The sequence below is a fragment of the Streptomyces sp. NPDC002032 genome, from assembly GCF_042890765.1.
In the GTDB taxonomy this organism is placed as follows: domain Bacteria; phylum Actinomycetota; class Actinomycetes; order Streptomycetales; family Streptomycetaceae; genus Streptomyces.
In genome coordinates, this window is record NZ_JBIASM010000010.1 from 64,983 (window position 1) to 79,501 (window position 14,519).

General features: G+C 69.1%; 6 protein-coding genes and 2 pseudogenes. 4 read left to right on the forward strand and 4 right to left on the reverse strand.

The window, feature by feature from the left end; translation table 11 throughout:
* Nucleotides 1–161: 161 nt before the first annotated feature.
* The 3 genes from ACFYYT_RS22965 to ACFYYT_RS22975 all read right to left on the reverse strand — a co-directional run bounded on the left by ACFYYT_RS22965 (nt 162) and on the right by ACFYYT_RS22975 (nt 2,189).
* A complete protein-coding gene (locus tag ACFYYT_RS22965; protein ID WP_351816926.1) occupies nt 162–1,070 on the reverse strand; it encodes a S41 family peptidase in 909 nt (302 codons plus the stop codon).
* Nucleotides 1,071–1,143: 73 nt separating this feature from the next.
* On the reverse strand, nt 1,144–1,644 hold the full coding sequence (locus ACFYYT_RS22970; protein ID WP_351816923.1) for a MarR family transcriptional regulator: 501 nt from the start codon (nt 1,642–1,644) through the stop codon (nt 1,144–1,146).
* Nucleotides 1,641–2,189, reverse strand: coding sequence for a MarR family transcriptional regulator (locus ACFYYT_RS22975; protein WP_351816921.1), 549 nt, complete (start codon nt 2,187–2,189; stop codon nt 1,641–1,643). Before ACFYYT_RS22975 ends, ACFYYT_RS22970 begins: the two co-directional genes overlap by 4 nt.
* Nucleotides 2,190–2,332: 143 nt before the next feature.
* Here ACFYYT_RS22975 and ACFYYT_RS22980 point away from each other — a divergent pair, with 143 nt between their 5' ends.
* The 4 genes and pseudogenes from ACFYYT_RS22980 to ACFYYT_RS22995 form a co-directional block, all read left to right on the forward strand.
* A complete protein-coding gene (locus ACFYYT_RS22980) occupies nt 2,333–3,559 on the forward strand; it encodes a cytochrome P450 (RefSeq protein WP_351816918.1) in 1,227 nt (408 codons plus the stop codon).
* Between the two features lie 106 nt (nt 3,560–3,665).
* Nucleotides 3,666–4,337, forward strand: coding sequence for a helix-turn-helix domain-containing protein (locus ACFYYT_RS22985; protein ID WP_351816915.1), 672 nt, complete (start codon nt 3,666–3,668; stop codon nt 4,335–4,337).
* A gap of 20 nt (nt 4,338–4,357) precedes the next feature.
* A pseudogene (locus ACFYYT_RS22990) lies at nt 4,358–5,141 on the forward strand (replication initiator); the annotation flags it as partial.
* Nucleotides 5,142–5,205: 64 nt separating this feature from the next.
* A pseudogene (locus ACFYYT_RS22995) lies at nt 5,206–6,198 on the forward strand (tyrosine-type recombinase/integrase); the annotation flags it as partial.
* 674 nt (nt 6,199–6,872) lie between these two features.
* On the opposite strand, the gene ACFYYT_RS23000 reads toward ACFYYT_RS22995, so the two are convergent.
* Nucleotides 6,873–14,474 (reverse strand): ricin-type beta-trefoil lectin domain protein, encoded by a 7,602-nt coding sequence (locus tag ACFYYT_RS23000; protein WP_351816912.1) that lies wholly within the window; start codon nt 14,472–14,474, stop codon nt 6,873–6,875.
* Nucleotides 14,475–14,519: the final 45 nt, after the last annotated feature.

Genomic DNA, 14,519 nt, shown 5'->3' on the forward strand with positions numbered 1-14,519 from the left:
GCCGCACGACCACGCCGGCCGGCGGTCCCCCTTCGCCCACCAGCAGCCGAGGCGGCGCCGGGGGGCCGCCCCCGGCGACACGGACGTTCAGGCCGTGCGCGCGGCAGGGACCGACGGCACACTGGCAGCGGTCATCGCGAACGAGGCCCCTCATCCGGCCGTCAGTGGGGGCCGGGGTCCGGGGTGGTGGCGGAGCGGATTGCCGCGAGGGCGGCGTCGAGGGCGCCGTCGGCCGGTGCGGCCACGTCGGGCACCACCCCCACGCCCTCCCAGTTGGTGCCCGTCACCGTGTTGATCGCGCGGGCGGCCGGCACCGTCACCAGGACGTGCGGGGTGACCGCGTGCCGGGCCGTGGGGTGCGCGCCGCCCCGCGTGGTCTCGCCGACGAGGGTCGCGCGGCCGTGGGCCCGCAGGGTGTAGGCGACGTCCTCGCCCCCCGAGAAGGTGATCGCGCTGGTCAGCACGTACACCGGACGGTCGAGGTACCGGGGCGCGGGCAGGTGGCCGGAGGTCCAGTACTGGCGCGTGGTGCCGCTGGCCCCGTCGTAGATGTCGTTCAGGTGGACCTCGTCGTCGGGGAAGAAGTAGCTGCACCACATGGCGGCCCCCTCGGGCGCCCCGCCCCGGCACTCCCGCAGGTCCAGGATCAGCGCCGAGCTGCCGGCGGCCAGCTGCATGGCGGCGCCGATCAGCGGGGCGCCCTCAACGGCCGACGCGATGCTGCGGATCTCGATGAGCGCGACGCCGCCCTCCAGTTGCTCGACCCGGCGAACGCCCTGGTTGTCGGCCCGGAGCATGGCCAGGAACGCGGCCCGCCCGGCGTCCTGGTCCTCCGGTTCCATCGACTGCGCCTCCTCGGACCACAGCAGCCTCAGGTGCTTGTCCGGACACACCTCCTGGAGGTGCTTGGTGACCGTCTCGCACAGGGTCCGCTCGTCGAGGCCGTCGTACGCGCCGTCCGCGAGCCGGCGCCGGATCGCGACGCCGGTCGCCGCGGCCTTCTCGGGGAAGACGTACTCGGCTTCTATGCGGAGCAGGGCCTGTTCGATGATTTCTGCATGGGTGGGCATGGGTGGTGATGGTATGCACGGGGCACGCCATCGACCACGGGTTTGGCGGACCGGGATCAGCCCCTGCTCCTGCTCAGGCCGCCCCGCCCGCCTCTGCCGCGAGCTCGGCTTCGGCGCGGGCGGTGACGAGGGTGAGGACGCGGGCGGCTGCGGCCAGGTCCTCGGCGGGGATGCCGGCCCAGACACGGGCGGTGACGGGGGCGGTCTCCGCCGCGACGGCGGTCAGCAGCTCGCGCCCCGCGTCCGTGGCGCTCAGCAGCGCCCCGTCCGTGCGCGACAGCAGCCGCTTCGCCAGCAGTGCGTCGACGACGACGGCGGCCTCCGCCGGGCCGGCCTTGAGGGAGTCCTGGACCCGGGCGGCGAGGGCGTCCCCCGGCTGCGGGGCCCCGGCGACGGCGGCCCGCAGGGCCACCTGCTCCTGGAACGTGAGGCCGTGCCGTGCCAGGACCCGCTCCAGGACGCCGCGGGCGGCGTAGTGGGCGAGACCCAGCATGCGCGCGTCGGCGAGGGGTGCATCGGGGAGGGGTGCGTCGGGGAGGGCTGCGGTGGTGGTCACGGTGGTCACGGTGGTCATGTCGGGGTGTCCCCTTCGGTTCGAGCGCTCGCGGTGGCCGGTTCGGCCGGTGCCGCCGACGCGGGCGGCGGAGGCAGCGGCGGCGGGGGCGGCGTCAGCGGGACGCCGAGCAGGGCGGTCAGCTCGTCGGTGAACGCGCGTGTCCGCGGGGCGTCGAGGCCGCCCAGCGGCTCCAGCAGCCGCTGGATCAGTTCCTGGACCACCCCGACGGCCTGGTGTGTGACCGTCAGGCCCCGTTCGGTCAGGGCGAGCTGAACGGCACGCGGATCGCGGGGGTCGCGGGCGCGCTCGATCAGCCCGCCCGACTCCAGGGCCCGCGCCAGCTTGGAGACGTACAGCGCCTCCATCCCGGTGTGGTCGGCGAGCCGGCGCTGACTGGGCGGCGGCTCGCCGGAGTTCCGCAGGTCGTACAGCGACGCGACCAGCGAGTACTGCGCGTGGGTGAGCCCCAGCGGAGCCACCGCCCGATCGACCGCGACGCGCCACTTGTTGGCGAGCCGCCACACCAGGAAACCGGGCGTGGGACCCGGCGGAACCTTGCTCATGCCAGATAGTGTACATGGCGACTATAGCCATGGCTACTATGTCGCCCGCTCTCAACCGGGGACAACTCCCCGTTTCATGCTGTAGCGTCCTCTTCACGAACCGGGGAACACTCCCCGGTTCGTGAGGGAGAAAGGGAACCGCCATGCGCACCACCGCCCGGCTCGCCGCGCCCGCCCCGACGCTCGAACAACTCGCCCCCGAGGGAACGGACTTCACCGCCGACCCGTACCCCGTCTACGCCGCCCTGCGCGAGCGGGGCCCCGTCCACCGCGTCCACGTGCCCGGAACCGGCGACGTCTGGCTCGTCCTCGGACGCGACGAGGTGCGCGCCGCGCTGACCGACCCCCGGCTCTGCAACGACATACGGCACTCCGCGACGTGGAAGAGCGACGGCGGCAACGCCATCGGGCTGAACATGCTGCAGACCGACGCCCCCCACCACACCCGCCTGCGCCGCCTGGTCGCCCGCGAGTTCACCGCCGGGCGCGTCGAGGCGATGCGGCCGCGCGTCCGGCAGATCGCAGACGGGCTCCTCGACGCCCTCCCGGCCGCCGGCACCGCCGATCTGGTCGCCGGCTACGCCCTTCCGCTGCCGCTGACCGTCATCTGCGAACTGCTCGGCGTCCCGTCCTCGGACCAGCCCCTCTTCCACACCTGGTCGACCGAGCTCGTGGCCCCCTCCTCGCCGGCCGCGGCCGGCGCCGCGGCGGCCGATATGAGCGCGTACTTCGCCGCCCTCGTCGCCGCCAAGGCCGACGACCCCGGCCCGGACCTGATGACCGCCCTGGTCCTGGCCTCCGCAGAGGAGGACGGACTCTCCCCCGAGGAACTGCTCGGCATGGCCTTCCTGCTGCTCGTCGCGGGCCACGAGACCACCGTCAACCTCATTTCGAGCGGGGTCCTCGCCCTGCTGCGCCACCCCGGCCAGCTCGCCGCGCTGCGGGCCGACCCGAGCCTGATCGACGGCGCCGTCGAGGAGATGCTCCGCTACGACGGGCCCGTCACCGCCGCGGCCTTCCGGCACGCCGCCGAATCCGTGGAGATCGCCGGGGTCCGCATCCCGGCCGGCGACAGCGTGATGCTCTCGCTGGCCGCCGCCTCCCGCGACCCCGGCCACTTCCCCGAGCCCGACCGCTTCGACATCCGGCGCTCCGCCCAGGGGCACCTCGCCTTCGGCCACGGCATCCACCACTGCCTGGGCGCGCCGCTCGCCCGCCTCGAAGGGCGGATCGCCGTGGAGACCCTGCTGCGGCGGCTGCCGGACCTCGCCCTGGCCATCGCGCCGGAATCCGTGGAGCGCCGCCCGGGCGCCATGCTCCGGGGCGTGAGCGCCCTGCCCGTACGGTGGTCCCGGCGGCTCCCCGCGTGACGGGGGCCCCGGCCGCGCTAGCATCCGTACCGGACAACGATCCCCGGTACACCCGTACGCGTACGTGACCACGCGGACCGGCACCGGCAGACGCGAGGAGTGGACATTGACCCCGGGCACGGAACGGCCCGCGCCGGTACGGCGTGACGCGCGGCGCAACCGCGAGCTGCTGCTGGGCGCCGCCCGCACCGCCTTCGCCGCCCAGGGCCTGGACACCCCCCTCGACGAGATCGCCCGCCGGGCGGGGGTCGGGAACGCCACCCTGTACCGGCACTTCCCCACCCGCGCGGCCCTGATCGACGCGGTGTTCGAGGACGCCCTCCAGGGCACCGTCGCCGCCGGGGACGAGGCCCGCCGCGCGGCGGACCCCTGGGCGGCGCTGGCCCGTTACCTGGAGGCGGTCTTCACGGTCCTGGCCACCGACCGAGGCGCCAACGACCTGATGACCACCGCCATAGAGGGCGTGACCTCCCTCGACGCCGTCCAGGCCCACAACCACGAGACCATCGCCCTGCTGATGGACCGCGCCCAGCGGGACGGCGCGATGCGCCCCGACGTCACCGTCGAGGACGTGCTCCTGAGCCTGGCCACCCTCGGCCGCTCCGTGCCCTCCCTCGCGGCCGCCGGCCCCCCGCACGCCTGGCGCCGGCAACTGGCCCTGTTCCTCGACGGCCTGCGGTCCGGAACCCGGCCCACGACGGACCTTCCCGGCCCGGGCCTGAGCGCGCACGACCTGGCGGCCGTCCTCCTCGACCTCGGCCCGCACCGCAAGGACTGAAACCCGCCGCGTCGGATCCCAGCCGCCCCCCAAGCCGCGCCGAACGACCCCGCCCCTGCCGCTGCGGCAAGCTCCACGAACACACGGACGCCCTGCTCGGTACCCCGTTGAATCCGGCGACGTACGACTACGCGGGCGCGGTCCTGTTCAACGCCCATGCCTCCGCGCTGTGGGCACGGTTCGCGATCTACCTGCGCCGGGAGATCGCCGCCCGGCTCGGCCTCACCCAGAAGGCCGCCCGCGCGGTTCTGCGGGTCTCGTTCGCCAAGGTGGCCGAGTACCAGAAGCGCGGCCTGGTCCACTTCCACGCGGTCATCCGGCTCGACGGCCCGGACGGCAGCACCCAGCCTCCACCGCCGTCCGCCGCGGTCACCCTGCTCCCCGATGCCATCCGGGCTGCTGCCACCCGCGCACGTATCGCGGTCGTGTCGGACGCGATCGGGGAACGCGAACTCGCCTGGGGCGAAAAGCTCGACGTGCGCGAGATCGCCGCCTTCGGCACCGACGCCGAACTGACCGACCGGGCCGTGGCCGCCTACGTGGCCAAGTACGCCACCAAGTCCGCCGACGCCTCCGGCACCCTCGACCGAGCCCTCTTCTGCCGCCCCTGCCAGGGACGCGGCGCCACGCTCGTGAGCAGGCCCGCACCCGGGCCAGCCTGGCCGAGCCCGACCCGACGACCACCCTCGTCGTCGCCACTGGGCCTACCACGGCTCGGGCTACAGCCCCGGCGCCGGACTCCTCGCTGCCGCCGTCTGGCACAGGAGAGAGCTGGATCGACAGTTCGTGTCGGCAGGGGGCTGCTGGTGCCCACGCACCGGGTGCAGCCGGCTGGAGGTGCCCGGCGGCGGCCAGGCCGCCCGCCGGCAACGTCGCCGTCCACCGGCTCCGCGAGAACACCCACACCCGCTACGCCGCCTGCGTCCGCCTCCACCTCGTCCCCGGACTCGGCACCAAGAAGATCGCCCGCCTCACCGCCAAGGACGTCCGCACCTTCCTCGACCGGCTCCGCACCACCTGCCAGTGCTGCACCCAGGAACTCGACACCGAACGGAAGAAGTGCTGCGCGATCGGCGAATGCTGCCAGAAGCGGCTGTCCCAGTTGACCGTGACCTACGTGCACTCGGTGCTCAAGTCCGCCCTCGAACACGCCGTCCGCGAAGACGAACTGCCCCGCAACGTCAAGATCACCACGTACCGGCCGAGGCGCTTCCAGCCCCTCACCGCGACCGAAGCCCGCCAGTTCCTCGACGCAGCCCGCACCGACCGGGTCCACGCTCTGTACGAACTCGCTCTCCGCACCGGCCTCCGCAAGGGTGAACTCCTCGGCCTCCACTGGGAAGACCTCGACCTCACCACCGGAACAGCCAGCATCCGCCACTCGCTCCAGCGCACCCGGACCAGCGGCCTCACCCACCTCCCCACCAAGACCCGAGCGTCCGAACGTCGCATCGCACTCCCGACCGAATGCATCCACTCTCTCAAGGAGCACAAGCAGCAGCATGGCAAGGAGCGCGAGACCGCAGGGTCAGCCTGGCAGGACAGCGGCCTCGTCTTCACCACACCGACTGGCCGGCCCCTCGACCCCGCCAACCTCACCCGCCGCTTCCGCTGCTTCCTCGAACGGGCCGGACTCCGACGCATCCGCTTCCACGACCTACGCCACTCGACCGCCACCCTGCTCTTGGAGCAAGGCGTCGATCTCGTCGTGATCAAGGAGCTTTTGGGCCACGCCCACATCGGCGTCTATGCCCACGTACGACTCCGACTCCAGCGGGACGCCATCGACGCCTTGGGCCACGCCCTCGGCAGTCAGGACGACGACCCTGACGACCCGCCCACTGCGGTCGCCGTCCGCTGACGTTGCCGTCAGCTTTGCCGTCAAACGGCACGGAGCCCTCATCGACATCACTGTCGATGAGGGCTCCGTCGCACTGCTACTAGATTCCGATAACCCCGCCAGGAATCACGGGGAAATTGTCGGAGTATTCCACTCGGCACACTCCGCTACGACTCGCGCAATCTGCCGACGCTTCGGGTAACTGGAGCGAATCTTAGAGAGACGTTCCGCGTACAATTCCGCTACATCGACCCCCTCTTCGGACAACAAGCGGAAATCACCCTCGCGCCATATGTCCTCAACTCCCCGCAGAGTCGTCTTGATTCCCTGAAACTCAGCCCTTGAGTATCCGCCGCCAGCCTGCAACAGATCATCGCAGGAATCCCAAAAGTTCCCCACGCTGGATCTGATCCTCCATTCGCGATCGTCTGAAGGCAGCTCTTGCGACGCCACCAGTATCGCTACGCCAGCAGCTGTCGATTGAAAATATGACGGGTCAGACGAGTCCTCCAGGGCACCGATCTCGCTTCGCCAGCTCCTCAGCGAGGCGATCTTCTCTGCGCCTCCAGGAACTGCTGGACCGCTGCAGCCAGCGACGATGTCATCGATCTCTGCCAGGTGCGAGGCCCCCGCAACCTCAAGGATGGGTCGCATCCTGGCGAGAGACAGCCCTCCGGTCAGGCTCCACAAGTCCATCAGCCGCCACCCCCTAGAACCACTCGCCATGGCGTGTTTCCAGTACTCGACACTCCGGTGCCCTTGCCGATCGGGCTTGGTGTGAGGCCCACGCCTGGCCCTGTCGCTTGCGCGAAGCATGCAGGGCACATCCTAGTCGACGAAGCCATCCCTGTGATCTCCCAGTCGCTCCCCAGGCGATTCATGATCGTAGCCTCGGCATGGCCTTGCCCGGGGATGTAGCGCTCGCCGCGCAGCGGCGCATTGCCGCCCCTCCATTCATCGGGCAAACCCGTGCGTTCAGTTGCAACCCATGTTTCAGATCGACCCGTATTCACGTTACGAACTCGGGCAACCGCAACTGTCGATGCCTCATCGGCCCGCGTTGCATGAAGCTCGCGGGCTCGATTAAGCAGAGCGCCGCCGCAATTGTGAACCAGGACCGGAGTGGCCCCCGCCAGCACATAATACGTGTGCAGGTCTGCGACGGTGAGGTTATAGACGGTGGTATTGGGCGTCGTCGAGCGCTTGATCGCTGAGATCTGGACGTGTGCTCCGTTGCTGACACGAAGCCACTGGCCGATCTGGAGGTCGGTCGCGTCGATCCACTTTGCGAGGTCGACTGCCCAGAAGGGGTGCTTGTCGGTGGCCGTGATGAGCTCGGTGGCCGTTCCGGCGTTGCCGTCGGTGTCGACGGTGATTTCGACGAGGTTCTTGGTCCCCTGGCCCTGGATCGTCGCGGTGACGTCTTTGGTGACTGTCTCGCCTGTTTCGGGGTCGGTGGCGACGACCTTGTCACCCACCTGCAGATCCGCAATCTGCTTGGTGGATCCATCTGCCATCAGGATGGCCGTACCAACAGCGAAGCTGTTGCAAGGTGGTGACGGTGCTGCTGCCGCTGCCTCACTGGACCCGCTCTTGGATGCGAATCTGGAAGCGATTTTGGCAGCCGCCTCGCCTGCGCCCTTGGCGATGATTTTGGCCGCCGCTGCAACGTACGGCGACGCTGCGGCGGTGCCAGCCGCGCTGGCAGCTCCCCAAAGCGCCCCGGTGCCCATGTCTTTGAGCTGACCCTTGATGCTGTGGTCGGCATTCGGGTCCATGAAGTTGGCGACAGCGGCACCCGCTGCTCCGGCAACTGCGCCACAGCCGGCAACGAGCGCGAAGCCAGCTCCGCCGGTTGCGGCTGCTGCACCGCCTGCGGCGGCTACGCATGCGGCTCCTGCGGCGATCTCAACGGCCGTTGAGACGATGAATACCTTGTTTTCCTGCCAGACCTTGTTTACCTTGCTGGCTGCTTTTTTGACGTTGCAGAGAGAGAACCAGCCGCAGCTTTTCTTCGAGCTTGCTCTTCCGCTGCTTCCGGAGTTTCCCTTGTGTGATGTAGGCGCGGGCGGAATGTAGTTGTAGTCGAGGTCTTCGCGTTCGTCGCTCCCGCCGCCGGAACCGGCGCCGGGCATGGTGTCATAGTTCTTCTCGTCGAGCGTTCCGCCGTTTGCGCTGCAGTTGGAGTGGTAGGCGCAGTTATCGGATTTGAGGCCGCTGGGGTCTGCGCCCATGATGGGGTTGCCGTTGGAGTAGGTGTACCCGTTCATCTGGATCGGGTCGGTGATGTCGATGATGGGGTCGACGGAGATGAAGCGACCGGTGGTGGACTCGTATTCGCGGGCGCCGAGGTGGGTCAGGCTGGTGTTGGTGTCATCGACACCGCTTCCGAGAAAGCCCCGGTTGCCCGGCCAGTTGCCGGGCTGGGTGCCGCGGGGGTTTCCGTACGGGTCGCTCTTCCTCCGTGTGATGCTCTGGCCGTTGCTTTGGTCAATGGTGGTGGTGGCGGTGCCGTGATGATCGGCCAGCTGGACACTGAACTTGTGGTTGTCCGGCTTGCCGCCCGTCTGGCGGACTGTGGTGGCTCCGGGGCCGGCGTAGTAGCGGACGGCGTCGATGGGCTGTCCGGACTTATTGACAGTGACCTCGGCGTCCCCCAGGTAAAGAGTGCGGCTGCTGCCAGTCTCCTCAATCAGACGGTTGCCGTCGGCGTCGTAGATGTACGTGGTCGTGGTGTCGAAGCTGAACTGCTGCGGACCGGTCGTGTTGCAAGACCAGAGTTGGAGATCACTACCGTCGGCAGCGTTGTTGGGGACATCGACGCACTGGTTGGTGACCGGGTTGTTCAGGGATTTGTCACCCGCGCGGTAAACGAACTTCTGCTTGTCGCTTCCGTCGCAGGTGGCCAGGACAAGCTTGGTTCCGCTGGCGGTCAGGCACTTGTCCAGGGCACGGACGGTGTTGCCGGTCAGGCGCCACTGCTGGGCCTTGGTCTCGTTGCACGGGTAGATCTGGACCGGGGTGCCATCTGCCGTTCCGCCGCTCTCGACGTCCATGCACTTGCCCGAGGCTCCGATAACGGAGGCAGCGCCGATGCCGGGGCTGGTGGCGGAGGCGAGCTTGTTTCGGCGGTCCCAGTTCAGGGTCTGGGTGTCGCCGTCGATGCGCCGGCTGGTGGTGTTGCCGGAGGCGTCGTAGGCGTAGTTGGTGAGCGAGGTGACGGTGGAGCCGGGGTTGCGGGTGGTCTTCTCGGTCTTGGACAGGGCATGGGGCTTCGTGGTGACGGGCGGCTGGCCGCCGGTCGTCGTGACGCCGTAGGTGTAGGTGGTCTCGTCGTCGAGGGCGCCGTTGGTCAGGTCCTTGTTGACGAGTTTGGTGCGGTTGCCGATGGCGTCGAACTGGTATTCCTGCCAGAAGCCGTCGCCGTCAGGGCCGGGTGTGACGTCAGTGAGGCTGGGGCCGGTGCAGGCCGAGGTCTTGCCGGTCCAGGCCTTGGTCAGCTGGCCGATCGGGTTGTAGGCGAAGCACTGGCGGTCTTCACGGCCGCCCGGCTGGCTGTCCGTGATGGAGGTGATGTTGCCGGCGGGGTCGTAGGCGTAGGAGACGTCGCTGATGCGGCTCGGGCCGGTCTCGCGGTCGGAGATCTGGTTGGTGACCTGGCCGGTGTTCGGGTTGTACTGGGTGGTGGTCCACACCCGGTTCGGCGCGTTGCCTGAGGCGGTGCGCAGGACTTCGCCGAAGGGGCTGTATTTGACGTCGGCGGTGTACCAGGCCAGTCCGGACATGCTCTGGGGTAGGCCGTCGGAGTTGTAGCGGGTGATCAGCTTCTCGGCGGCCAGGCCACCAGGTGTTGCCGGGGTGGTGGTGGACTGAATCTTGCCCGTGGGAGTGTAGGTGACGTTCGAGGCGTACGTGCCGGCGAGGCCCTTGGTGCCGGCCACGTCCGGGATCGTGATCTTCGACCCGGTGGGCCGGTACTCGGCGTCGTAGCTCGTGACCTCGCTCTTGTACGCCGCGCCGCCCTCGTACCGGGTGGAGGAGACGGGCAGGCCCTTGGCGCCCGGCAGGGAGTCGAACGCCCATGAGGCTACGAGCGGCCCGTTCACTGCGTCGTCGCGCAGCTCGGTGGGCCGGCCGAGGGCGTCGTAGACGGTGTACTGGGTGCGGCCGCTGGAGTCCTTGGCCCAGGTCTTCTGGTCGAGGTTGTCGAAGCCGAATTCGGAGCGTCCGGTGTCCGGGTCCTCCGAAGCGGTCTGACGGCCGCGGACGTCGTATTCGTACGCCCACTTGTTGCCGGCCGCATCCGTGACGGATGTCAGCTTGTTGCGGATGTCGTAGGCGTAGGTGGTCCTGTTCCACGTCGTCAGGTCGGTTGACGTGGCGCGCTCGATCGCGGAGGTCCGGCCCAGCACGTCGGTCCAGGTCTTGGACGCGGTGCTGCCCTTGAGGGCGGTGGTGCCGTCTGCGGACATGGCCGAGCGGGTGAGGGTGTAGTCGCCTTCGTACTGCGCGGTGGCGGAGTACTGGGGGACGTCGGCGAACAGGGTGGTGGTGCGGACGGCGCGGCCCAGGCCGTCGTAAGCGGTCTTGGTGGAGTTGGGAACCTGGAAGACGCTTTCCGGAACGAAGATCTTCTTTTCGGGCATCCCTTCGGCGTAGTAGCCGTTGTTGGTCTGGCGTACGGTGCCGTTGGCGCCGTACAGGGTGTCGGTGATGATCCGGCCGCCGCCCGTGGCCTCGCCCTGGCTCTGGCGGGGGCGCAGCATGCCGTCGTAGATGGTGACGGCCTGGGCGTAGGTGCCGTCGTCCTGGAGGATGCTGGTGGTGACGACGGGGGGTTCGTGCTCGGCGATCTGGTACGTGAATGTTGAAGCGGGCTTGTCGGTGCCCGGCTTCTGTGAAGGTGTCCAGATGGCCGTGGACCGGCCGAGGTTGTCGTAGGTGGTGCTGGTTTTGCGGCCGTTGGCGTCGGTCTCCTCGACGGTGACGCCGCGACCGGGGTCGCTCTTGCTGGAGACCGTCTGCCCGAGCGGGTTGGTGCCCGACACCGCGAAGACGGCGCCCGTGCTGGGGGTGTATGTCGTCGTGGAGGAGTTGCCGGCGGCATCGTAGACCTTGACGGAGCGGCCGAGGGCGTCGTACTCGGTGCGCGCGGTGGTGATCCAGCCGGTGCCGTTCGCGTCGTTGGTGTCGACCTGGTAGATCAGCCCCTTGACGGGGGCGGTCCCGAAGGCTCCAAGCGCGTCGTAGGACGTGCGGGAATCGGAGAGCAGCGCCGCGGTGGCGGCCTGCACGCAGTCGCCGTTGGTGGTGCGGACGCGCTGCGGGAAGCCGATCAGGTTTTTGGCGGGGTTGTGGACGTAGGTCGTCGTGGCACACGTCTGCTGGGTGGTCTGCCACCCGCCGGTGCCGTTGGGGCTGATGGCCTCGTTCTGGACGGTCTGGGTGAGTCCGTAGGTGGGCTCGAATGCGGTGCGGGACCGCAGGATGCGGGTGGCGCCGCCGCTGACCGTCTGGACGGAGTCGGTGCGTGAGGTGCCCGACCGGAATGCGTTCAGGGGTGTGGTGCCGTCACGGGGCCTCGTTGCCGTCTGCTGGCTCCAGGGCCAGGTCAGGTCACGGGAGACCACGCTCCCGCCGGCCTTGGTATAGGTGATGCTTTCGGCAGCTCTTCCCTGGTACTGGGGCAGGTCTTCACCGAGGTCTTCGGTGTTAGTGGAGTCCTTGATGGTGATCTTGGGACGGCCGGCGTCGCCGGACATGCCGCGGAAGTACCGGGTGCGGGTCTGGGACTGCTCGGTCGCATCGGGCTTGCCCGAATTCGCCGTGATGCCCCTGCTCGTGGCGACGCTGGCGTAGCCGCGCCACTGGCTGTAGGTGCGCAGCTCGGGTTTGGAGAACTCGTCGTCGGCCTTGGCCCAGGCGGCGTCGCCTTCGTAGCTGTAGTTGGTGGTGACGTCGGGCTGGCGGGCGACGCGGTCCTTCTCGGTGACCTTGTCGACGACGTACTTGTTGAACCACTCCAGCGGAGGCTTCTCCAGGTCGCCGTCCGGCGACCAGTACACCGGGAAGCAGCGGGTGGTGTTCTCCTCCGGCTTGGGGTGCGTGCCGCCGACCGGGCAGGGCGCGGAGTAGCCGACGGCGATCTCGCCGCCCGTTTCGGTGCGGATGGTCTCCACGCGCAGGCGGTCGAAGTCCGGGGTCGCGTCGGTCGGACCGGTCGCGACGCGGTTGGGCATGTCCTGGACGTTGGCGACGAAGGAGACCGGAGGAAGGGTGGTTGCTTCCTGGTTTCCGGCGCCGTCCTTGGTGGTGCCATAGCCCGTGCGGGTGATCGACTCCAGCCAGAGCGGCGGGTGGGTGTCGGTGCGCTGGCGGGGGAAGGACTGAGTCAGGTTCCAGCGGTCCACCAGGGACAGGGCGGTGGAGCCCTCGGTGCGCTGGCCGTAGGTGGTGACGGCGGTCAGGCGCTTACGGGTCCAAAACGTGGGGGAACCGACGTAACAGTCCTTGGCGGTGGGCTTGCAGTTCAGAGTAGACGGGGTGTCCCACCAAGGCTGCTTATCGCCGTAGTTGTTGCCTTCGAACTCTGCGTCGGAGCACTGGGTGGTGCCCTCCTTGATGCAGCGTTCGGCGACGGTGAACTCGACCTTGGCGGCCGGGGGGCCGGAGAGGTTGTCGTTGCGGAGGCCGTAGGTGATCTGAGTGGGGTACCCGGCCCGGGCGTAGGTGACCGCTTCCTTGAACCTGGAGTTCTTGGCGTAGCGGTTGGTTTCCTTGGCCCAGTCGATGATCATGGCGTTGCCGTGGACGTCCTCGACGTAGTCGAGGTTCCACCGCCAGCCCTGATCACAGGACGAGGCGGCGAAGGAGGCCTGATAGCAGGGCTCGCCGGGGTGGTTGCCGTAGACCGGGACGGTGAGGACCGAGTTGGTGACCGGGCGACTGCCCGCGCCATCGACATCGTGGCGGCCGAAGAAGTAGCGGGTGCCCTCCCGAGTGGTGACGATCCAGTACTCACCATCTTTCGCGCCGTTCGGAACCGTGGTATCCGTCTTGCGCTCGACGCGCGAGCCGTCGTCGGAGGCCGGGATCCAGTTGCCGGTGGCGGCATCGTGGACGAGCTCGGTTGTCGAACCAGCCATGGACATGACGACGCTGTCGCCTGCCCAGCAGAGATCGCCCTTCTTCTTGTCCGTGGCGTTGTCGTTGTTCGGCTTGCCAGGGCTGGCCTTGAGGTCGTCAGCGCAGGAACGGTAGCGCCGCTCGATGTATCCCGGTTCGTAGTCCCAGCCGTCGCCCACCCAGGAAGCCTGGCTGTTGGCCACTGATGTTTTGCCATCGACGGCCTGCGAGGAGTACGAGAAGCCGACCTTCGGTGAAGGGCCGGCCGGCGGCGCCGGCACCGTCAGGGGATATGACCAGGAGAAGCCGCCGCCGCTGCCACCCGCCGTCCAGGAACCGGATGGGGAGAGGGAGGTGGCCTTGAAGGTGCCGCCCGCGCCGGACGCACCATCCGAGGCCGCCAGGACAGTGGGGCCGCCACTGCCGCCCGTCATCGTCCGCAGGCCCTGACCCGGTGCGGCAGCGGGGTCGATGGTTGCCCGGACGGTTCCCGTGGCCGGGTCGTTTGTGCTCGGTACATCCTGCGCCACCGTGCACTCGGGGAGGTCCGGAGTGGTGAGGAAGCAGGCGGGGAGCTGCTTGAGCTCCAGACGGGTGGCCCACTCTGTGCCGTAGAGGTCCTTGAACTTCTTGTAGTCCAGCTGGACGTCGACGGGTGTGGAGCCTTCGGCGGGCGGTGTGACCTTGATGAGTGCGCCGTCGACGTTCGCGGCCTCCGTGGCCGTACGCGTCTCGACCGCCACCGACCACGTGCCGGACGGGGCTGGCGGGGTCGGGTTGGCCTCGGTGGGCGAGGCCTTGCCGATGCTGACCGGCAGCGTGCCCACCTGCACCAGCTGGTCCCCCGACAGGGCGACGCTGGCCGTACCGCCGGCCGGGGGCGTCACCTTCGACGGTTCGTACTCCGGCGGTGACTGGACGGGCGCCCCCGCCCAGCCTTCCAGCTTGGCGGCCTCGACTTTGTCGAGCTTGGCCTTCATGTCCTGCTGGAGGCCGGGTAGCTGTACACCGCTGCGGTCGCCCGGTGGCGCTGCCCAGGCCTGGATGGGCAAGAGTGTTGCGATCAGCGCCACCGAGACGGTGATGCCGGTACGCCCGGCGAGGCGCGCGCGTTTAGCGCGGGCTCTCTTGCTTCCGGGCAGGCGGAAATGATGCGCCGAGAACGGCGACATGTGGACCCCCCACGCTCTGCCCACGGTGAAGACACACGTGTGGCA